23 protein-coding genes, 1 pseudogene and 1 riboswitch are annotated in these 20,467 nt (G+C 33.9%); of the genes and pseudogenes, 5 read left to right on the forward strand and 19 right to left on the reverse strand.

Features of this window, described 5'->3' with window-relative positions; all coding sequences use genetic code 11:
* Positions 1-81: 81 nt before the first annotated feature.
* The 5 genes and pseudogenes from MKO96_RS07810 to MKO96_RS07830 all read right to left on the reverse strand — a co-directional run bounded on the left by MKO96_RS07810 (position 82) and on the right by MKO96_RS07830 (position 3,904).
* Positions 82-1,032 carry a ribonucleotide reductase large subunit gene (locus MKO96_RS07810; RefSeq protein WP_076536144.1) on the reverse strand — a complete coding sequence of 317 codons (951 nt, stop codon included), beginning with the start codon at positions 1,030-1,032 and terminating at the stop codon, positions 82-84.
* Positions 1,033-1,415: 383 nt separating this feature from the next.
* Positions 1,416-2,543 (reverse strand): annotated as a pseudogene (locus tag MKO96_RS07815) (ribonucleotide reductase N-terminal alpha domain-containing protein); the annotation flags it as partial.
* Complete coding sequence (gene nrdI / locus MKO96_RS07820; protein ID WP_000634376.1) at positions 2,530-2,889, reverse strand: class Ib ribonucleoside-diphosphate reductase assembly flavoprotein NrdI; 360 nt, start codon at positions 2,887-2,889, stop codon at positions 2,530-2,532. The pseudogene MKO96_RS07815 and the gene nrdI, both read right to left, overlap by 14 nt.
* A gap of 476 nt (positions 2,890-3,365) precedes the next feature.
* The gene (locus MKO96_RS07825) at positions 3,366-3,683 is read right to left on the reverse strand and encodes a hypothetical protein (protein ID WP_000502200.1); all 318 of its coding nucleotides are present in this window, start codon (positions 3,681-3,683) and stop codon (positions 3,366-3,368) included.
* Between the two features lie 26 nt (positions 3,684-3,709).
* Positions 3,710-3,904, reverse strand: coding sequence for a hypothetical protein (locus MKO96_RS07830; RefSeq protein WP_000344283.1), 195 nt, complete (start codon positions 3,902-3,904; stop codon positions 3,710-3,712).
* Positions 3,905-4,148: 244 nt separating this feature from the next.
* On the opposite strand from MKO96_RS07830, the gene MKO96_RS07835 reads away from it, so the two are divergent.
* Entirely contained in the window at positions 4,149-4,727 is a 579-nt protein-coding gene (locus tag MKO96_RS07835; RefSeq protein ID WP_087979895.1) for a GNAT family N-acetyltransferase, read from the forward strand.
* A gap of 37 nt (positions 4,728-4,764) precedes the next feature.
* On the opposite strand, the gene MKO96_RS07840 is transcribed toward MKO96_RS07835, so the two are convergent.
* Both MKO96_RS07840 and MKO96_RS07845 read right to left on the reverse strand, forming a co-directional pair.
* The gene (locus MKO96_RS07840) at positions 4,765-5,367 is read right to left on the reverse strand and encodes a histidine phosphatase family protein (RefSeq protein ID WP_240587164.1); all 603 of its coding nucleotides are present in this window, start codon (positions 5,365-5,367) and stop codon (positions 4,765-4,767) included.
* Between the two features lie 88 nt (positions 5,368-5,455).
* Positions 5,456-5,638 (reverse strand): hypothetical protein, encoded by a 183-nt coding sequence (locus MKO96_RS07845; RefSeq protein WP_240587165.1) that lies wholly within the window; start codon positions 5,636-5,638, stop codon positions 5,456-5,458.
* Positions 5,639-5,873: 235 nt separating this feature from the next.
* On the opposite strand from MKO96_RS07845, the gene MKO96_RS07850 reads away from it, so the two are divergent.
* Positions 5,874-6,059, forward strand: a complete 186-nt coding sequence (locus MKO96_RS07850) for a YkvS family protein (protein WP_001165081.1) — start codon at positions 5,874-5,876, stop codon at positions 6,057-6,059.
* Positions 6,060-6,114: 55 nt separating this feature from the next.
* Here the strand turns inward: MKO96_RS07850 and queF are convergent, their stop codons facing one another.
* From queF to queC, 4 genes are read right to left on the reverse strand one after another with little or no spacing between them, the layout of a single operon-like run.
* Positions 6,115-6,612 carry a preQ(1) synthase gene (queF, locus tag MKO96_RS07855; RefSeq protein ID WP_240587166.1) on the reverse strand — a complete coding sequence of 166 codons (498 nt, stop codon included), beginning with the start codon at positions 6,610-6,612 and terminating at the stop codon, positions 6,115-6,117.
* 18 nt (positions 6,613-6,630) lie between these two features.
* Positions 6,631-7,347, reverse strand: coding sequence for a 7-carboxy-7-deazaguanine synthase QueE (gene queE / locus MKO96_RS07860; RefSeq protein WP_240587167.1), 717 nt, complete (start codon positions 7,345-7,347; stop codon positions 6,631-6,633).
* Positions 7,340-7,831: a 6-carboxytetrahydropterin synthase QueD gene (queD, locus tag MKO96_RS07865; protein ID WP_000368410.1), complete on the reverse strand. Its 492-nt coding sequence runs from the start codon at positions 7,829-7,831 to the stop codon at positions 7,340-7,342. The genes queE and queD overlap by 8 nt, the downstream gene beginning before the upstream one ends.
* Positions 7,831-8,493 carry a 7-cyano-7-deazaguanine synthase QueC gene (gene queC, locus MKO96_RS07870; RefSeq protein ID WP_000711596.1) on the reverse strand — a complete coding sequence of 221 codons (663 nt, stop codon included), beginning with the start codon at positions 8,491-8,493 and terminating at the stop codon, positions 7,831-7,833. Before queC ends, queD begins: the two co-directional genes overlap by 1 nt.
* Positions 8,494-8,587: 94 nt before the next feature.
* Positions 8,588-8,631: riboswitch (PreQ1 riboswitch) on the reverse strand.
* A 207-nt stretch (positions 8,632-8,838) separates the two neighbouring features.
* Between queC and kinB the strand changes: the two genes are divergently transcribed.
* Entirely contained in the window at positions 8,839-10,047 is a 1,209-nt protein-coding gene (gene kinB, locus MKO96_RS07875) for a sporulation sensor histidine kinase KinB (protein WP_240587168.1), read from the forward strand.
* Positions 10,048-10,058: 11 nt separating this feature from the next.
* On the opposite strand, the gene MKO96_RS07880 is transcribed toward kinB, so the two are convergent.
* From MKO96_RS07880 to MKO96_RS07895, 4 genes are all read right to left on the reverse strand, one after another.
* Positions 10,059-10,175 (reverse strand): DUF6254 family protein, encoded by a 117-nt coding sequence (locus MKO96_RS07880; protein WP_240587169.1) that lies wholly within the window; start codon positions 10,173-10,175, stop codon positions 10,059-10,061.
* Between the two features lie 101 nt (positions 10,176-10,276).
* Positions 10,277-10,810 carry a DinB family protein gene (locus tag MKO96_RS07885; RefSeq protein ID WP_087979889.1) on the reverse strand — a complete coding sequence of 178 codons (534 nt, stop codon included), beginning with the start codon at positions 10,808-10,810 and terminating at the stop codon, positions 10,277-10,279.
* Between the two features lie 139 nt (positions 10,811-10,949).
* Positions 10,950-12,644, reverse strand: a complete 1,695-nt coding sequence (locus MKO96_RS07890; protein ID WP_240587170.1) for a M3 family oligoendopeptidase — start codon at positions 12,642-12,644, stop codon at positions 10,950-10,952.
* A 160-nt stretch (positions 12,645-12,804) separates the two neighbouring features.
* Complete coding sequence (locus MKO96_RS07895) at positions 12,805-13,251, reverse strand: MarR family winged helix-turn-helix transcriptional regulator (RefSeq protein ID WP_000203345.1); 447 nt, start codon at positions 13,249-13,251, stop codon at positions 12,805-12,807.
* A 194-nt stretch (positions 13,252-13,445) separates the two neighbouring features.
* On the opposite strand from MKO96_RS07895, the gene MKO96_RS07900 reads away from it, so the two are divergent.
* A complete protein-coding gene (locus MKO96_RS07900; protein WP_240587171.1) occupies positions 13,446-14,942 on the forward strand; it encodes a DUF3149 domain-containing protein in 1,497 nt (498 codons plus the stop codon).
* A 29-nt stretch (positions 14,943-14,971) separates the two neighbouring features.
* Here the strand turns inward: MKO96_RS07900 and MKO96_RS07905 are convergent, their stop codons facing one another.
* The gene (locus tag MKO96_RS07905; RefSeq protein ID WP_000495532.1) at positions 14,972-15,253 is read right to left on the reverse strand and encodes an aspartyl-phosphate phosphatase Spo0E family protein; all 282 of its coding nucleotides are present in this window, start codon (positions 15,251-15,253) and stop codon (positions 14,972-14,974) included.
* A gap of 397 nt (positions 15,254-15,650) precedes the next feature.
* Between MKO96_RS07905 and MKO96_RS07910 the strand changes: the two genes are divergently transcribed.
* Positions 15,651-16,421 carry a divergent polysaccharide deacetylase family protein gene (locus MKO96_RS07910; RefSeq protein WP_087979886.1) on the forward strand — a complete coding sequence of 257 codons (771 nt, stop codon included), beginning with the start codon at positions 15,651-15,653 and terminating at the stop codon, positions 16,419-16,421.
* A gap of 67 nt (positions 16,422-16,488) precedes the next feature.
* On the opposite strand, the gene cbpA is transcribed toward MKO96_RS07910, so the two are convergent.
* From cbpA to MKO96_RS07925, 3 genes are all read right to left on the reverse strand, one after another.
* A complete protein-coding gene (gene cbpA, locus MKO96_RS07915; protein WP_001264215.1) occupies positions 16,489-17,112 on the reverse strand; it encodes a cyclic di-AMP binding protein CbpA in 624 nt (207 codons plus the stop codon).
* Between the two features lie 124 nt (positions 17,113-17,236).
* The gene (locus MKO96_RS07920; protein ID WP_087979885.1) at positions 17,237-17,866 is read right to left on the reverse strand and encodes a class II aldolase/adducin family protein; all 630 of its coding nucleotides are present in this window, start codon (positions 17,864-17,866) and stop codon (positions 17,237-17,239) included.
* Positions 17,867-18,114: 248 nt separating this feature from the next.
* Positions 18,115-20,415: an NEAT domain-containing leucine-rich repeat protein gene (locus MKO96_RS07925; RefSeq protein ID WP_240587172.1), complete on the reverse strand. Its 2,301-nt coding sequence runs from the start codon at positions 20,413-20,415 to the stop codon at positions 18,115-18,117.
* Positions 20,416-20,467 lie beyond the last annotated feature (52 nt).

Consider the following 20,467-nt stretch of genomic DNA (forward strand, 5'->3'; position numbering starts at 1 on the left):
TCTCTAAATAAACATGAAAAATTGATAACTAAGCATGAGCAGGGTTCAGAAAACCCTGCTCATGATGTCTCACTTTTTATATTAAACGGTACAAGCTACGCACTCTTCCACGCTTAACTTACGTGTTCTCGTATAATAAAGACTCTTCAAGCCTTTTTTATGTGCATAAATGTAGTAACGTGCTAACTCACGTGTTGAAATATCGCTGTTAACGTAAAGAATTGTACTAATTCCTTGGTCAATATGTTCTTGGATTTCTGCGATTAAATCAATTAATTTAAACTGATTCATGTCGTAAGAAGATTTATAGTACCAGAACGTATCTTTTGATAAATACGGCATTGGATAATATGTTGTCGCATTCGCATATGTTCTTGATTCAATTTGACTTACGATCGGCATTACGCTTGAAGTTGCATTTTGAACGTAACTGATAGATTGTGTTGGAGCGATAGCAAGACGGTATGAATTATATAATCCATTCTTCTTCACTTGCTCTTTTAAACTTGTCCAATCTTCTTTTGTTGGAATATGAATTCCTCCAAATAGTTGCTGAACTTTTTCAGTTACTGGGCTGTAATCTGTCGTTTCGTACTTTTCAAAGTATGTGCCATTCGCATAATCAGACTTATCAAAGTCTTTAAATGTTTCGCCTTTTTCTTTAGCGATTTCCATACTTTTCTCAATAGAGTAGTAATTTAACATCATAAAGAATGTACGAGCGAACTCTTTCGCTTCTGCACTTTCATATGCGATTTTGTTTTTTGATAAATATCCGTGTAAGTTCATTGCGCCAAGTCCAACTGAATGAAGCTCATCATTTGCTTTTTTCACAGTTGGTGCATTCGGAATGATCGTCATATCAGACACAGCTGTTAAAGCTTCCATTCCCGCATGAACAGCTTCACGAATTTCTTTATTTTCCATTACATTTACGATATTTAACGATCCTAAGTTACAGTTAATATCACGACGGATAATATCCTCTGTACCGTAATCATTTATTTCAGAAGTTTCTTGAAGCTGGAAGATTTCTGTCTCGAATGTTCAACCGAGTCCGCTACTCCTCAGTCCGTTGCTCATGCAACTGCTGTATGTCACCATACAGGACAGACTATATCATCACCTACAGCATTACCTGATTAGGTGCTCCGCTTTTCGAACGCCAATCGCTTGCGCTCTACTCCCATAAGGGATAGTCGTTAGGCTTTTACTTATCTTAAATACTTCAGAAAGTCTCTTATTACTTTATGTTGTCCCATAACTCTGCTATACAAAATAATAAGATACATTCTGAACTTTTATATTTTCATTCTAAGATAAGATTTAGCACGGTAGGTTACCTCAAATTTGAGGCTTTCCCCGTTTAACGGAGTTTTCGACTAGCATTTCTACTAGAAGGTGCTACATATTTAACACAAGTTCGACATCTTCACAGTTCCAATATCCTTCAGTGGATGTTGGTTATTTGCATTTGATTTAAACATTAAGTATGGGTAACCAGACTCAAGCTGAATCATAGCAATTTTAATAAGCATATCACGTGCACTAATATCTAGCGGCTTCTTCTTCACTTTCGGATTGCTCATTAATTCATCGTACATTTCATCAATGTCTATATCATCTAAATGCTTTCCGTATTCTTTATACACCGTATAAGGCGCGAAAACATGGAAAGGTTCGTTTTTCTCAGCAAGCTCAAAGAACTTACTTGGAACGATAATTCCGATTGATAGAGACTGAATACGGCTCTTCTCATCGGCATTTATTTTTTTTGTATCAAGGAATTCAATAATATCCCAATGGAAAATGTTTAAGTATACTGCGCCGGCACCTTTTCGTTGCCCAAGTTGATTCGCATATGAAAATGAATCTTCAAGTAATTTCATAACAGGTACTACACCACTTGCAGCATTATCGATACCTTTAATTTGCTCACCGCGTGCACGTAGCTTAGATAAGTTTAAAGCTACTCCCCCGCCGATTTTCGATAATTGCATTGCAGTATTAATATTAAAGCCGATTGAATTTAAGCTATCATCCATCTCTAACAAGAAACAAGACACCATTTCTCCTCTTCTGCTTCGTCCCGCATTTAAAAAGGTTGGTGTCGCTGGTTGGTAGTTTTGTTTTACAATCATGCTTGCGAAGTGTTTTGCCTTCGCAACATCACCGCGTCCTAAGTATAATGAAACAATTGCTACACGATCTTCATAGCTTTCTAAGTATTGTTTTTGATCATTTGTTTTTAACGCATAATCTTTGTAGAACTTAGATGCTGCCATATAAGATTGGAACTCGAAGTTTTCACCATAAGCGATGTTATATACCTCTTCTACTTCCTCCAAGCTATACTCGTCCAGAACGTTGTAATAGTAATCATGTTCTTTCATATACTCCATTCGCTCTGCCACGCTATTAAAAGGAACGGTATTCTCTCTAGCTTCTTCCATAAAGACTTCTAATGCCTCTTTATCTTTATGAAGCTGATAAAAACCGTCCTGCATTTGCGTGATTTCATTATTCAGTTCAATGTGTCGCAATCTCCCGCACCCTTTCCTTAAAATATTCTACATCGTTATTTGTTCCTGATAACTCAAATTTTGATACAATAGGCACTTCATATTTAGCAGAAATTTTGTCAGCACTTGCACCGAACATGTCTCCCCAGTTACGATTGCCGCTTGCAGATACGCCTTTTAATTTTTCATTATTGCGCTCTAAAAATTCTAAAACACGTTCTGGTACATTGCCAAAACCTGTTGTATACGTAATTAAAACAAAGTCTTCATCTATTACTAGATCTTCACCAATTTGAACGGCCGGCATATTTAATTTGTGAATGAAACGCTTTACGTTTCCTGTCATAGAATCATATGCAACTATCATTTCCGACCCTCCCTCTCCAATCTATACTCTCTGTATGTTGTTTCTTGATTTCTCTATATATTGTATTACGTTTCAAAATAAGACACAAGATATATGTATAAATTCTTTCTTTTTTTAAATTTTACTTTTCGACAAGACAGTCAATTTTTTTCAATACAATGACTATGAAACAACATTCTAAAACTCATGTCAATAAAGTGCTTTTCAAAAAAGTTGTCAACGAATTTAACCTTATTTTTAAAAAAGCTGTCAATATTTTTTGTCATAAAACGGCAAATGCTGGAGGAATATATTTCTCCAGCATCACGCAAAAAAGAACAGACATGAAACGATAATCTGTTCTAAAAAACGATTACATTTATCAATTTTAGTTTATTAAATATTATACATATACTTTCGGTTCGCGTTACATACTAAAAGATAACTATTATAGAAAAAGATTATTATTATGGAAATTCAACTTATTTATGAAAAGATTATTCAGAGTGCTCAATACGCAAAATATCTTTTACAAATATATGATGTGGATTTTCATCTTTATCAATCATTGTACATACAGGAGCTTCTTCATCAAAGTACACAATCATTCCTTCTACGTACTGAAATGTATGTTGAACTTGTACAGTTACTTTAATTTCTACAGCCTCTTCATATGCTCTTTTTATTTTCTGAAGCATTTTTGCCGAACACTTTCGTTTCTCTGGGTACATGACCATCCCCATAAACCTATTTCCGGCTCTATCTTTCCACATATAATCCCAATGCGGTAATATGCCTTGTTTAAAATCGCCCATAATTCTCCTCCCCTATATTCTTCTAGTTACGAACGTGGCGTTTCTGAATATGTATAGATTACTTGTCCGCCGCGCTGCGCGTTCCCAATAATATGTTTAAAATCTTCACGCCCTACTACAACTTTCCTAAACGTATAAAATACATCTTTCGTTGCAACATACTCCTTTATTTCACCATTTTTCAGCTGATCCAAAATTGTATTTGCTAATTGTTCATCCATGTATTTCACCTCTATGCAATATTTTATTTTATCGTATATTCTATAGGTCAACAACTGTAAAATTATCCAGGTGCTATACCTTCATTTCATTTTCATTATTCACAAACGATATCACTTTACTATATGTCCACTAAATATCATATACTAACATAGCTACTTCTCTATATCAAACATTTCGACATTCAATTATGCAAAGTTCCATACCACTATGCTACAATATATAAATAGAACTAGGAGGGATACTATGATTCGGAAAGCAAAAAAGACAGATGCGATGGCAATTGCGCCTTTATTATATAACGCTCTGCACGAAATTGCTGAAAAAATCACAGGTAGCACTGTTGAGACAGAAGTATTACTAGGACTTGAAACATGGTTCTCAAAAAAGAGAAATCGACTGAGCTACGAAAACTGTTTTGTATATGAACAAGACGGAATTGCGATTGGAATTATTGTCGCTTATCACGGTAGTGAAGCAACAATGCTTGATGCACCAATTGTACGTCACTTAAGAGAATTACATAAAGATGAATCGATTACGTTAGAAAAAGAAGCTGAGCTTGATGAATATTACATTGATACATTATCGGTCTCAAGTGCATATGGTGGAAAAGGAATCGGTTCTAAATTAATTGAAGCTGCTGAAATCTATGCAACTGAACAGGAGCATGAAAAAATCGCATTACTTGTTAATTTAGAAAACACACGTGCCTATTCACTATATGAAAAACTAGGTTATAAAAAAGATCAAATCGTTATGCTTGTAGGCGAACCTTATGCACATCTCGTAAAAACATTAAACATCAAAATTTCTATATCTTAAAAAGTAAGCACACGATTTATATATAAATCGTGTGCTTTTATGTTAAATTTGTATTTAATACATTTCCATCCATCGCTTCGTGGAATGTATAGGTTGTACATCCCCATGGCTTCCTATGTAAAATAGGAGAACCAGACCATCCCATCGCTCTCAGCTCCGCACCAACCATTGCATTCATATAATTATGACCTACAAGAGCAATACTTCCATGTACGAGAGCATAACGGTGTAATAAGTAAGCTGCTTGCCTTGCCCTCTCTCTTACTTCCTTATAAGACTCAACACCTTTATGGTAACCAAGTATCCATAATGTTCGCCCGATAAACATCCATACGTTAGGTTTACATTTCAACCATGTTGGAGCATAAAAACTCGTCGGAATTTCAGCTTCCCTAAAAAGAGAATTTTGCATAAAAGATAAAGAATTCATTAATTCAGCTGCTGACTGTATAGCACACCTTTGATCACTCGTTACAATCAACTTTGCTGCTTCAACCGCTTCCATTGTTTCCATTGGTATAGGTGCTTTTTCTGTTATAGTATGTAAGTCATATCCTTTCATCCATTCATGAAAGGATGTAACCGTCATTGGTTCTATAGTACGATCTAAGCGACCATGACGAATAAAAGAAATCTTCATTCTTTCCACTCTCCATTCATCACTTACGAACTCTATTATGTACTATTTTTACATATCATACCACGCAAAAAAAGAAAGTTATACACCTTTACATATCCCCGCCACTCTCATGTGTGATTGAAGCATGTATACCATCCATCCCATCAAAATATGTAGTCGTTTCATGATGACGAATCTTTTTTAAATTTATATAAGAAAATACAAATAAAGTTAACGCTATAACACTCCCCACAAATTCAAACATCATTTTACCGCCTCTAATTTCTCCCACTTTAGTAGGTTATTGTATATTTTTCATTATACCCCTATATAAAGATGCACGCATTTAAACCGTTCTTTTTTCTAATAACTTGGAGTTCTTGCATATTTTCTTACAAAATGTGAATATTTTTCGAATTTTTACTTTGGAAACATTTACAAACTAGACAATATGGTTCAAAATAAGAGGAAATAAAAAAAACCAAAATTATTCTTTTTTTGGAAAACTGTAACAAGGAGAGTTGCTTATGCAGATCGCAGAAACTGGAGATATCATTGAATTTAAAGGTGGAATGCAAGGCCGTGTTCAAAAAGTAAATCAAAACTCCGTTATTGTAGATATAACAATTATGGAAAATTTTAGAGAACTAGATATGGAACCTCTTACAGTTGTAAGTCATAAAAACTATACTGTCATTAATCAAAATGCATAATATAATAGAAAGAAAGGATCTGTATGTTATACAGATCCTTTCTTTCTATTATATATTAACGATTATCAATTGTTTCTGGATATAGATCATGGTTCATCATGCGGTAGTCTGCCATTTTTTCATACTTCGTGCCTGGGCGACCGTAGTTGCAGTAAGGATCAATTGAAATCCCTCCACGTGGTGTGAATTTCCCCCATACCTCAATGTAACGCGGATCCATTAATTTAATTAAATCATTCATAATAACGTTCATGCAATCTTCGTGGAAGTCACCATGATTGCGGAAACTAAATAAATATAGCTTTAAAGATTTACTCTCTACCATTCTTTGTTCTGGAATGTAGCTAATATAAATTGTTGCAAAATCTGGTTGGCCTGTTTTCGGACATAAGCTTGTAAATTCAGGGCAATTGAATTTCACAAAATAATCACGGTTTGGATGATTATTATCAAATACCTCTAAAATGTCCGGGCTATATTCAAATAAATATTTTGTATTTTGATTTCCTAATAATGTTACATCTTTTAAATCTTCATCTAATCTACCTGCCATGTTAAACATCCCTTCTCATTATACTCCGCGTTTATTTCCCCATACTAACGCATGAAGCTGCGGCAATACTTTTGCATTATTCATCTCTTTACAGTTAACCGCTTTTTCAATAAGCCACTCATACTTATCTAATAATTTTTTAATCAGCATCGCATCATCCACAGTTTTTGTATCATCATTCCCTACTTGTAAGAAGAATGGAACATCTGGATAACGTTCGTGCATCTTAACTGCATACTCAAAGTCATAATCGTCAAATACTACTACCTTTAAACTAATATCTTTTTCTGCTAGTTTCTGAATAACAGCATCTAACTTCTGAAAATCAGTCTTCATCGTCGAACTTGGTGGTTTTGGAGAAATCGTTATCTCATCAATTTGAAGTAACCAATCTTGCCATTTACTCCCTTGCGTTTCGATTGCCGTCCGCATTCCATTCTCTTTTAATATAGAAAGAAGAAACTCAATATTTTTCAACAATGCTGGATTTCCACCTGAAATCGTAACATGAGAAAAATTTTCGCCACCAATTTCTACAAGCTCGTTCCAAACGTCCTCTGCTGTCATCTGTCTAATTTGATCCTTAGCCGATCCATCCCACGTAAAAGCAGAATCACACCATGCGCAGCTATAATCACAACCTGCTGTACGGATAAACATCGTCTTTTGTCCCACAACCATTCCTTCGCCTTGAATAGTCGGACCAAATATTTCTAAGACAGGGATTTTACTCATCGAGCATCCACTCCCGTCTTACTTCCGCATAACTAGTTGGCGTCTCGAAAAGACGAACAAATTCAACACGAGCTCCTTTATATTCGTTCGCACGATTATCTTTTATTAATGCTTCTGCCATTTTTTCGTAAATCCAAACGACCATGTTTTCAGCAGTCGTATTCATGGCTGGTAACGTTTCGTTTAAATAACGATGGTCTAAATAAATTTCTATTTCATTCTTCCAAATTTCTTTTATATCTCCAAAGTCAATCGCAAGACCTATTTCATTCACATATCCACTAATCCCAAATACAACTTTATATGTGTGCCCATGTAAGTTTTTACATTTCCCTTCATAACAGTGTAAATGGTGTGCTGCATCAAATGTAAATTCCTTGCTGACCATTACTCTTTTATTATGATATTTAAGCTGTTTACGCTGAATATCCTTGTCCATTTTTTGCAAATTTTCTACGATGCGAAATCCAAAGAAGTTATCCATTAGTTACTCGCTCCTTCGCGTTCTTGTAGGTACGTATCTAATCCTGCTTTACGAAGTTGACATGCTGGACATTCACCGCAACCATCACCAATAATTCCGTTATAACATGTTAATGTTTTTTCTCGAACAAACTCGAATGCTCCAAGTTCATCTGATAATTTCCATGTTTCCGCTTTATCAATCCACATAAGTGGTGTATGAATTACGAACGGATAATCCATGGATAAATTTAAAGTAACGTTTAACGATTTCACAAACACGTCACGGCAATCTGGATAACCACTAAAATCAGTTTCACATACACCCGTTACAATATGACGTGCTCCAACTTGTTTTGCTAATACAGCAGCAAATGATAGGAATAGTAAATTTCGTCCATCTACAAACGTCGATGGCAATTCACCTTCTTCATGTGTAATCTCCATATCCGTTCTCGTTAACGCATTTGGAGCAAGTTGATTTAATAGACTCATATCTAGCACCGTATGTTTAATTCCTAGCTCTTTCGCAATTTCCGCTGCACAATCAATTTCTAGCTTATGACGTTGATTGTAATTAAACGTTACAGCCTCTACTTCTGCAAACTGCTCTATTGCCCAAAATAAACATGTCGTACTATCTTGTCCTCCACTAAAAACAACAACTGCCTTTTCTTTTTTCATTTCACTCATTCTCCTTCTCTACTACGAATAAGAAGAAAGAACGTTCTTGAACTGTCACAATAAAAAAAACAAAACAATACCTAAAGATATTGTTGTTTCCATAGTTTTTTATAGAGGGAGTTCGCGAACCTCTCCCGTGCATTGCACGGAATTCCTTCTTTCATTGACAAAGGTTATTGTAACATATTGTATACTACCAGAAAAAATTTCTGATTTTTCCGCTATTTCTCATCTCATTTCTTTCATTTTATAGTATGATTAATTTAATGTAAGAAGAGAGGAGGCACCCCACTGAAACCCTTTATTATTTATCTCTTTTTAAATATATTATTCATCCTTGTTACAATGCTCGTATACCATTTATTTTGGAATCAAAAAGGGAAACGTTCTCCTAAATTAAATTCAGCTATATTTATTGTATTATGTTGCCTCGTTACTATACTATGTATCACTTTCGCAGCAAAAACAAATTATGGATTTCAATTTGATATGCGTCATATCGTATTAATTGTCGGTACATTAACCGGAGGTCCTATTGCTGGTGGATCTATATTAGTTGTATTAAATATATACCGCTTCTTATTAGGAGGAATAGGTGTTTTCCCATCGCTTATCGGTTCTATCCTTCTATTTATTGTCCTATTATTTACATACAAATTTTTCAACCGAACTTCTAATCGTATAAAAATAGTACTTGCTATTATCTACAGTCTCACATACGGATTTAGTTGGATACCTTTCTTCCTTTCAAAGGTTACAAACAAGGCTGATTATATACCACATATTATTGTGTATGAGTTATGTACGATACTTGGTACGATACTTATTTTATATTTACTACACATATTACAAACTCAAGTTCGTCTCCAAAATGAACTTATGAATGCTGAAAAATTTCATTTAATTGGTGAAATGGCAGCGTCTATCTCTCATGAAATTCGCAATCCATTAACTTCAACGAAAGGATTTTTGCAACTTTTACAATCAGATACATGTACTGAGCAGGAGCGAAAATTATATATTGACATAGCCATCAACGGAATCGAACAAGCAAACCACGTTCTTACAGATTATTTAACCTTTGCAAAACCAAGTATTGAAAAAGAACAAAGATTACAGTTAGAAGAAGAACTACTACATGCATTATCGTTAATTACACCGCTTGCTAATTTAGCAAATGTGCGTACACATTATATAAAGCAAAGCACTTCTTTTTTTATCGCGGGAGAAAAACAAAAACTAAATCAATGCTTGTTAAATATTTTAAAAAACTGCATTGAGGCCATGCCAAAAGGCGGTGATCTTTATTTCACATTAGTTCCTGTTCATAAACATATTCAGTTATATATAAAAGATACAGGAATCGGTATGGATACCGAACAAGTGAAGCGCCTTGGATCCCCTTTCTACTCAACGAAAGAAAAAGGAACTGGTCTTGGAATGATGGTCGTATTCAGTGTTGTTCAAGCTATGAACGGAAAAATTGATATTATAAGCGAAAAAGGTACAGGTACAACCTTCTTATTAACTTTTCCACTCATACAAAAAACGTGATGAAATACTCATCACGTTTTTTCTGTTCCTTCGACTAATTCAGCAAAGGCTTTCACTTTACCATGTGGTTTTTGATTTTCTTTATGTGCTTTCCACGCGCGCTCTTCTTCTTTCTTTTTCTTGGACATACTTTTCAACTCCTTCTGTTCTTTCTCCATGTAGTATTCCAAAATAAGAAAGAAAACTATGCACGTATCAAAAAAAGAAGTGGTCTCCCACTTCCTTCTGATTATCGTTGCAAAATTGCGTGTTTCGCCTCTTTTAACTGCGTAAGATGTCTTTGTTCATGCAAATCAAGAAATTGAACCCACTGATACAAATTCAAATCATTAAAAATAGGATGCTTTAATCCATTTTCAAATAAATCTTTTTCATCTATCACACTATGAAGCGCGTGTAATAGTTCTTGTCGTGAATGTTCTAGTAATTGAATTCCTTGCTGTTTTTTCATTAACGTTTCTGTTGGTTGCATTTGCTGAGGAGCTTCTCGTTTATATGTGCGATCAAGCGTAAGTTGGAGGTCTTTAAATGGAGTCGTGTTTCTTTCATTTTTTTGTAAAGCATATACAAGGGCAGACGTAACTGATTGTTCAACTAAATGCAAGTGATGCAAAATTTGAATAATACTCCATTTATCACGACGTGGCTTTACATTCACTTCTGTATCATTTAACATTTCAATTTCTGATAATAGCGTGCTTCGAGTAGACTGTAATGAGTTCACCAAACTTTCTAAACTCACATCCATATTTGATTGAAGCATAATTCTTTCCCCCCTTTTTGTTGGTGAAAAGAGGTGCTCCTTATTAGAAACACCTCTTTAGTATTCTGAATTTTCTTTTATTATCTCATCATTTTCTAGTTATGTCGATGTTAAACATGTGAAAAAAAGCGCATGTTTTTTACAATTTTGTGTCGTCAATCGCATGTAGCCACGCTTCAATTTCTGTAATGACACTTTTCACACAGCCTTCAGCAAATGGTGATGTTAAATTTGCAACTTCTACTAATTCCAAGAATGATTTACTTCCACCTTGTTGGCACAGATTTACATAATCTTCCCACGCCTCTTGTCTATTATCTCTTGCACGTTTCCAAAATTGCAGTGCGCAAATTTGTGCTAATGTGTAGTCGATATAGTAGAACGGCGAGCTATAAATATGTCCTTGACGTTGCCAGAATCCACCGCGCTCTAAATAATCATTATCTTCATAATCACGATGCGGCAAATACTTTTTCTCTATATTCCGCCATGCTGTCTTACGCTCTTCTGGTGATGCTTCTGGATTTTCATATACATAATGTTGATATTCGTCAACAGATACACCATACGGTAAAAACAGAAGTGCTGAACTTAAGTGAGAGAAATAATATTTATCTGCATCTTCTTCAAAGAATGACTTCATCCATGGCCATGTAAAGAATTCCATACTCATAGAATGAATTTCACATGCTTCATACGTTGGCCAATTGTATTCTGGAATTTCAAACTTACGGCTTTCATATACTTGGAAAGCATGACCAGCTTCATGTGTTAATACATCAATGTCGCCAGATGTTCCATTGAAGTTTGAGAAAATAAATGGCGCTTTATAATTCTCAATATATGTACAATATCCGCCACCAGCTTTTCCTTTTTTCGCAACTAAATCTAATAAATCATTATCTAGCATGAAATTGAAAAATTCATCCGTTTCAGCCGATAACTCTTTATACATCGTTTTCCCATGATTTACAATCCAATCCGCATCTCCTTTTGGAGTTGGATTACCAGTAGCAAACTCAAAGTTTTCGTCGTAATACGCTAACTTCTCTACACCGATACGTGCTTGTTGTCGTTTTCTTAATTCCGTTGTAACTGGAACGATATAATCAAGTACTTGCTGACGATAATTCGCCACCATTTCCGCATTATAATCTGTACGGTACATTCTTGCATATCCAAGTTCAACAAAGTTTTTGAAACCTAAAGATTTGGCGATTTTCGTTCTCACTTTAACAAGCTCATCATAAATACGATCTAACTCTTCCTCATTCTCAGCTAAAAATCCGTAATATGCTTCACTTGCTACTTTACGTTCACTTCTTTCTTTCCCTTGCATAAATGGAATAAGCTGTGATAACGTTCTTTCTTCTCCTGCAAAGTCAATTTTTGCAGATGCCAATAACTGCGTATATTGTGAAGATAATTTATTCTCTAATTGTAAATCTTTCACAACTTCATCGGAGTATGTTTTCAAATCACACTCCGCTAAAGCAAATAATTGCTTTCCATAATACGCTTCTAATTCTTCACGGAATGGAGAATGAATTAACGCATTATAATACTTTGTACCATATCCTTGTACAACTGGAGAGAATTCATCAAAGAAATCTTGCTCTTCCTTATAAAAAGCATCTGTCGTATCAACAGAATGACGAATGTAACAAAGATTCCCCATTGTACCGAAGTCGTTGCGAATTTCGTTAATTGAATTGATGACTTGTTTTTGTTCTTCTACCGTTTTTACGTTATCAAACTTCTCTAAAGCAACAGTAAACTTTGCTTTTAATTCTTCAATATTTGGCCGTTTATATTCATAGTCTTTAAATGACATGAACGAGCCTCCTCTCCATTATGTGCATCCTTACTATAATTCAATGCTTACTTACAAATCTCCTCTTATTCTTCAACAAAATACGGCAGATGCTGTCATAATTACATGTAAACAAAAGAGCCTTGGATCTCTTTATCCAAAGCTCTTTTGGAACATACTATCATTTTTCATATTTTCCAATCTTTTTTAATAGATCAAGTAATTCATCCTTTTCCTCTTTCGTTAACATTTCAAAAGACTGATGTATAACTTGCTCATGCCCTGGAAAAATAGAAGCAATAAAGCTCTCTCCAGATTCAGTTAGTTGTGCATAAATAACACGTCTGTCATTCGGGCACGGAATTCTCTTTACTAGTCCCTTTTTCTCTAGCTTATCTACAACATATGTAATGCTGCCACTAGCTATTAAAATACGCTCACCAATTTGCTGAAGTGGTTGACCACCTTTATGATATAGCAGTTCTAATACAGCAAATTCAGTTGGATTTAACCCGTTACTTTGTATAGATTTATTTGTAGTATCCATAACAGAACGATGTACACGAGATAATGCAATAAATACTTTTAAAGATTGAGAAATATCTTCTCGTTCATTATTTGATGTCATACAACTTTCAACCCTTCACTTAAATTCTCAGTAATAAAAAGAAACAACAACTTAGTACTTCATGTAAATTCCGAATGAGTATTCACTCATTCATTTCCTCTCCCCAAATATATTATGAATGATTCTTGAATAAAAACATGACAATTTTAACATAGTTTATATATAATGATAATAAAAAAGAAGGAGTACCAAATTTGAAAGTCAAATTCCACAGCATAGTTTTATATATAGTGCTTGTTATTCTACCAACGATAGGAATTGGTGCTACATTTTATTCATATCATTCGTATAAAATGAAGCAGGAAAACAAACTATCTGCTCACACGGTTCTCTTTTTATATAGAGACTATTTAGATCATCACCTTGGTGAAGCAATTTCCGCATTAGAAATGCTCTCAAAGGTTGTAGGAACCGAGACTGGAAATATAAATGGAGTTAAACAAATTGTACATGATACGGATGGAAACGATGCACGTTTTTCTGGTTTATATTATGCTACACCAGAAGGCATCATTACAATCGCATCCGAAGGCGACCGACCACCTGTTGATGTCTCAGATCGCAAATATATTCAAGACGTATTGCAAACGAAGAAAACAACTGTATCATCAGTCATTACAGATCGGGTTCTTGGACATCAAGCTATTATGATTGCTTCTCCCATTTTCAATAAACAGAAGAAAATCTCAGGCTTATTGTTAGCAAGTTTACGCTTTGACTACATTTCATCATCTTTAAATGCCATTAAGCCACAATACCATTTTGAAGTAACTGATAAACATGATGTAGTTTTTCTCACCGATGATAATAACGAAACAAGTGATGCGCATTCTAACATGCTTACTACCCCACTCAAAAGATTAAATTGGAAGGTCTCTGTTTCTCCATTGCCTATCCATCAAAAAACTTTATATCAGTGGGTTGCAATAGAGTGTATAGCTACTTTATTTTTAATGTCTATTTTATTTTTACTTGCTCAATATATGTTGTTAAAACGTCAAACAAAACTGGAAAGACAACAAAATGAACTACAAAAAATTGAATTGGTTGGAACTTTTGCAGCTAGTACAGCCCACGAAATCCGTAATCCTCTTACCGGAATTAAAGGGCTCGTCGCTCTATTAAAAGAGAAATATAAAGATGAACAAGATCAGTTTTATTTTTCCGTCATCGAACAAGAAATAGAACGGATTAATGAAATTGTAAGCGAATTTCTTATTCTTGGAAAGCCAACTGCTATCATTGAACAAACATATGATGTGAGAACTATTCTAAATGAGGTAGCATTAATTATTCAATCTGAGGCGAATCTACATAACATTGTATTCCATTTACATTTGCCAGACCATCCTGTTCATATCCATTGCTCAAAAGACCATATGAAACAAGTGGTTTTAAACATTACAAAAAATGCAATTGAAGCCATGAATTCTGGTGACACACTGACCATTTCCGTAACAAACAATGAAACACACGCACAATTGAATATTACAGATACTGGAAAAGGAATTCCGAAACATATTCAAAAACACCTCTTTCATCCGTTCTTTACTAATAAAGATACTGGAACCGGTCTTGGACTTGTCATATGTAAACGAATTGTAGAGATGTACAATGGGCATATTTTTATTGATAGTATAGAAAACGAAGGAACTACAGTTCATATCGAAATTCCGTTACACCTAGTATAATTATCCTTATCCCAAAAGGGTAATTATACTTATTTCATAAAACCAGCCACAAGCATTCGCCAAAAATTACTTGATTTCCCTTCATACCCAATTTGAAAAATAGGTACCTTTATAATTGATAACCATTTTGGTGTTTGTTTTTCTTTATAACACTGGTACTGTAAAATAAGCTTGTCCAATTCTTGACTCACTTGAATTGTCTCCATACTATTTAACCCACTTGTTAAACCTAATTGAATCATTTCTTCACGTTTCATATGAATATCACGTGAAAGCTTTTCTAATGTGTACTTCCTTTTTACGGTAAACATTCATATCCCCCTTATTATACTTCCATGCTCTCAACTTTACTTCTCCATTGGCCTTTTAACTACTTAATCATATTTGAATTTGAAGAATCAGAAAATTAAACATTTTCTCCCTGTAATTTACAAATCTTTACCCTCACTTTGAGAATTATTACAAATTATTCTATCTTTGTAAATACATTCGCAATAATAGACATTTTTTTCATCTTCTTTTTTTACAAATACCAATTAAATAGCGGATTCTCTATTTTCCATATACTTTTCTTCGACATTTTTTGTTTAATTTATGTAAAAACGCAAAACATAATGATGATTGATAAAGTAAAATTTAATCATTGGGGATTTTGTTCATTCCTCACTGCTCGCAAATAGCGGGATAAAATAGAAAGGAAATATTTATATGCGCAAATATACGATTGCATTGCTTATATTCACTCTGTTCTTACCATCCTTCTTGTTTCCTGTTCAAGCAAAGGCCCATACAAACAAAGTCGCTATTGTCATTGATGACTTCGGCAATAATATGAAGGGGACTGATAAAATGTTATCACTTCCTATTCCACTGACTGTTGCCGTTATGCCTTTTCTCCCTTCCACAAAGGAAGATGCGATAGCGGCTCATAAGAAAGGGCACGAAGTTATTATACATATGCCAATGGAACCTATTAAAGGTAAAAAAGAATGGCTTGGACCAAAAGCAATTACAACTGATTTAAGCGACGAAGAAATAAATAACCGACTCGAACAAGCGATTCAAGAAGTACCACATGCAATTGGGATGAACAATCATATGGGATCAAAAGTGACCGCGGACGAAAGAATTGTAAGGCTTATACTTGTAGCTTGTAAAAAACACGGTTTATTTTATTTAGATAGCAAAACAAACCCTAAGAGTGTTGTCCCAAAAATTGGGAAAGAATTAGGAGTGCCTATTATTGAAAACCAATTATTTTTTGATGATGTGTATACAGCGGCACATATTTCAAAACAAGCCCAATTACTCATAAAAAAACTTCAAGAAAAACCGATTATGGTAGCTATCGGACACGTTGGGCCTCCAGGTGAAATTACATCACGTGTTATAGAAACCTCTATTCCTAACATTCGCGCACATGCAGATTTTATTTTTTTATCTGATTTAGCATTATCTCCGCCTCCTGTTTCAAAATAAGATTCATTACTCGCACTAAAAAAGGTACCAATTTGCATATAGCAAATTGGTACCTTTCCTTTTCACCTTAAATATAATCTACATGACTCACCCTAAATCCTTTTTTCTCTATTTTTTCAATTAATTGCTTTAATCTTTTTTCATTTAACTCATCTGCTATATTTACGATAACGCGGCGAATATATTGATCACCGTTATCTAGCGTAAATAATCCACCGATATTAAATGCTTTCAACAATGTCCCAAGTTCTTTAATCGTTCCCTTACAATCTTGTGTTGCAATTGTTAATATATAACCACCCGTCCGCATACCGAATGAATCTTCAATAACATCAAATATATTGGAATGCGTTAAGATACCGACAAATTCATTATAATCATTTAACACAGCTAAAAATGGAAGTCGACGAATAACATAAAATGCTCTAAAAAAAGAATCCTTTTCAAAAATAAATGCAGAGGAATCTCCCAGCATATGTTCCGTACTTAATTTCTCTAATCCGCTATTACACTTCTTTTCTAAAAGATCTACTTTATAAATAATCCCTATGAATTTCTTTTCATCTTCTGCTAATACAGGGATTGCTCGAAATCCCGTTTCATTCATAATGTGCAAAGCCTCTTCACCTGAATCGTTCATTTTGCAAAATGTCACTTGTTGTTTTGGGAGAAAATGGTATTTAACTCGCAAAATATGTTCCTCCTTACATGTCAACATGTAATCTATATATAATAAGGAGACCTATATTTTATGAGTAAAATTATTTTTAAAACGCTTTCATTTTTTATTGACTTGTAACGACGTCACAAACATTTTATATAACAGAGCTCTTTGCACCTTTTATCATTAACAACTTTACATGGTAATTCATTAAATATTCTATACCCTCTAGCCATTTTTTCGCTTCTTCTGGAGTTTTCCCCCACACAATCATGCCATAATTATGAACAAGAACTACTCCTCCACCTTCAATAAAATTCGGCACATTATTTTCTAATAAATCAGCGAATTTTTTCTCATCTTCTACAATGGGAATTGTCATTTCTGTTATACCTTCTTTTCCAAAAACACGTTCCACGCTACGTTTATCGAATGTTACTTCCCCTGTTTCTCCATATAACTCTGATATTAAATGGCTATCTACAGTCTGCACTTGTAAAATACATTCTGCACTACTTTTTTTATAAATATCCGCATGCATAAATGATTCTGCAGCTGGTTTTCCTTCATTTTCAAATACTGGCTCACACATACAATTAACAACAATAAAGTCTTCTTCTGAAAATAACCCTTTATCTCTTCCCTCAACGTTTACTAAAAAAGTTAACGGCTCTTTTGACGTACAGAGTGATAAACTAATTTTTGTACCATAAAACCAATCACGAAGTGCCAATTCAGATTTCACATCTTTTAATTCATTCCATTTTTTTAGAAAAAATAACATTTCGTCACCCCCGGCATAATATTTATATAATGTTCGAATCCTTTCTATGTAAAAGGAATATTTTTTGATTATTCTAAAAATTTAATTGAATTATCACATGAGAACGCCTTTTTGTCAATATAGTTTCACAGCTCTTCTTTAAAATGGGCCATTCATATATCTATACTTCTGTCTATTCCCTATTTCATTTTGTACATAAAAAATACGTTATTCTTTTTAAATCAAAGAATAACGTATTTTCTCATCTTTTATTTCTTTATTGCGTTATATAAAAACTGTGCATATTGTTCACGTGTTACGAAATCATCACCTAAAAAGTTTCCTTTTCCATCACCTTTTGATATATTATTATCCGCTAACGCTTTCACATATCCTTCTGCCCAATGACCAGTCGGTACATCAGTAAAGTTCACTTTATTATTTCTATCTTCTTTTAACTGAAATACTTTATATAATACTACAGACATTTCGTATCGAGTTAATACTCCATCTGGACGAAACTCCCCAGTACCATCTCCTTGCATAATTCCAGCCTGCGCAACTGTGGCAATATCTTGCTCAAACATATGCCCTTTCGTATCTGTAAATCTCTCTTTCTGCTCTACTTTATTTTCTAATTTCAAGTACCTTTGTACTAAAGACGCAACTTGTCCACGAGTAATACTATCCCCAAATCCAAATTGTCCATTTCCATATCCCTTGAAAATATTTTCTTTCGCTAAATAATGAATTGCTTCTTCTGACCAATGTCCTTTTGGTACATCTTTAAATTCTACTACTTCTACTTTTTCATCTTCTTTAGAAGTATTGTCTTCTTTAGAATTGTTGTCCCCTTTACTTTCTACTACATTTTGAATTACAGATCCTGTAAAGAAGATTCCTGTATCCGCAAATGGATCTTTCACCCCAAATTCATATACTTTCTCACCTGGTGTACTCCATTTCACTACACCATTACTATACGTACCACCATCACTCTTCAGACGGATTTTGGTAGATACCTCGCCGTCTTTTTCGTATATAGGTACTTTTACTTCTTTATTTACTTCTGTATCCTCTAGAAAGACTTTTTGGTTTTGAATATTAATATAAGCCTTCTTACTTAGCTCTATTACTGGTCTAACATCGCGGATTTCATTTGCAACAAAACTTAAATATACTAACTTATTCAACTTACTAACTGGCGATAAGTCTGAAATATAATTTGCTTCTAAATCAAGTTTTTGTAAGTTTACTAGATTTGATAATGGCGTAATATCCTTTAACTCATTATTAGGTAAATCTAATTCTGTAAGCTGGGTCATTTTAGCAAGTGGTGTCACATCTTCAATTTGATTTTTCCCGATAAATAATTTATTTAATTGATTCATTTGATCAATACCCGATAAATCTTTAACTTTATTACGCGTTAATACTAAGTCTTTTAAAGGTAATGAATATAACGGTTTAATATCTTCAATTTGATTACCTGCTAAAGTTAAGTATGTTACATTTTTCAACGCGCTTAATGGAGCAACATTCGTAATTTTATTATTTGCTAAATTCAAGTAATCTAGTTGTTCCATTTTAGCTAATGCTGTTACGTCTTCTATTTGGTTGCCTGATAGATATAAACTTTTTACATTTTTCATTTCAATGAGTGGTGCAACATTTGTAATTTTATTATTACTCAAATCAAGAGATGCTAAATTATCCATCTTAACAAGTGCTGTTACATCTGAAAATTCATTACCACGCAAAGCTAAATGATTTAATTGCTTTAAATTCGCAAAGAACGACGGATCTGTTATCTTCGCATTCGCAACTGTTAAAGATTTTAAATTTGGCATATATTTTAATGCACTATAATCAAGAATCTCATTCGTGTTTAAAAACAAGTCTTTTACTTGTAATAACTCCTCTTTCGTAATTGGTGTATTTAAATCTTTTCTATTAAATACTTTTTTATTAACAAGTTCTCTTAATTTGTTATCTGTTATCATATTTTGACTATCAACTGGATGATCTGTTTCCGTATTGCCTGAATTAGAGTTATCATCTGGTTTCTCTGTTTCTTTGTCACCTACAGTTGGATCTTTGATTTCAAATTGAACTTGATATTTGTGATCATATCCGATGGCCGGAATAAGTATATGCATTTGCATATTATGCTTCTTCTCGAATTCGCCAATTTCAAATTGGACTACTTTCGTTCCATTTTTCCTCTTATCTTCTGATAAAACTTTCACATCCTGAAATACACCAGGTTGGTTTTTATCCTCTATTCTAAGATATTGAAAATAATCGCTATCTTGTATTGTTACAGTAACGATTTTTTTCCCATTTTCAATTGCTACTTTAGGATTTTTTATGTACTGAGAAACCATAGATGGCTCATCTTTTTGATCCTTATATATTTTAATCTCAGTATCGTATGTACGTTCACTAACTGCCGCCACCGACTGGTTTGCTTCAGCTTTTAGTGCTGCTAATGCTGGAGTAGAGTATGTAGCAAATGGAATTGCTAATGTTGTGGCTACTACTAGCGCCTTAATATAACTTTTTTTCAAAATAATATCCCCTATCATATATAATTTTTATAATTGATAAATGTTATCAATT

Origin of the sequence: Bacillus sp. ES1-5, assembly GCF_022487605.1 — a bacterium.
Lineage (GTDB): Bacteria > Bacillota > Bacilli > Bacillales > Bacillaceae_G > Bacillus_A > Bacillus_A wiedmannii.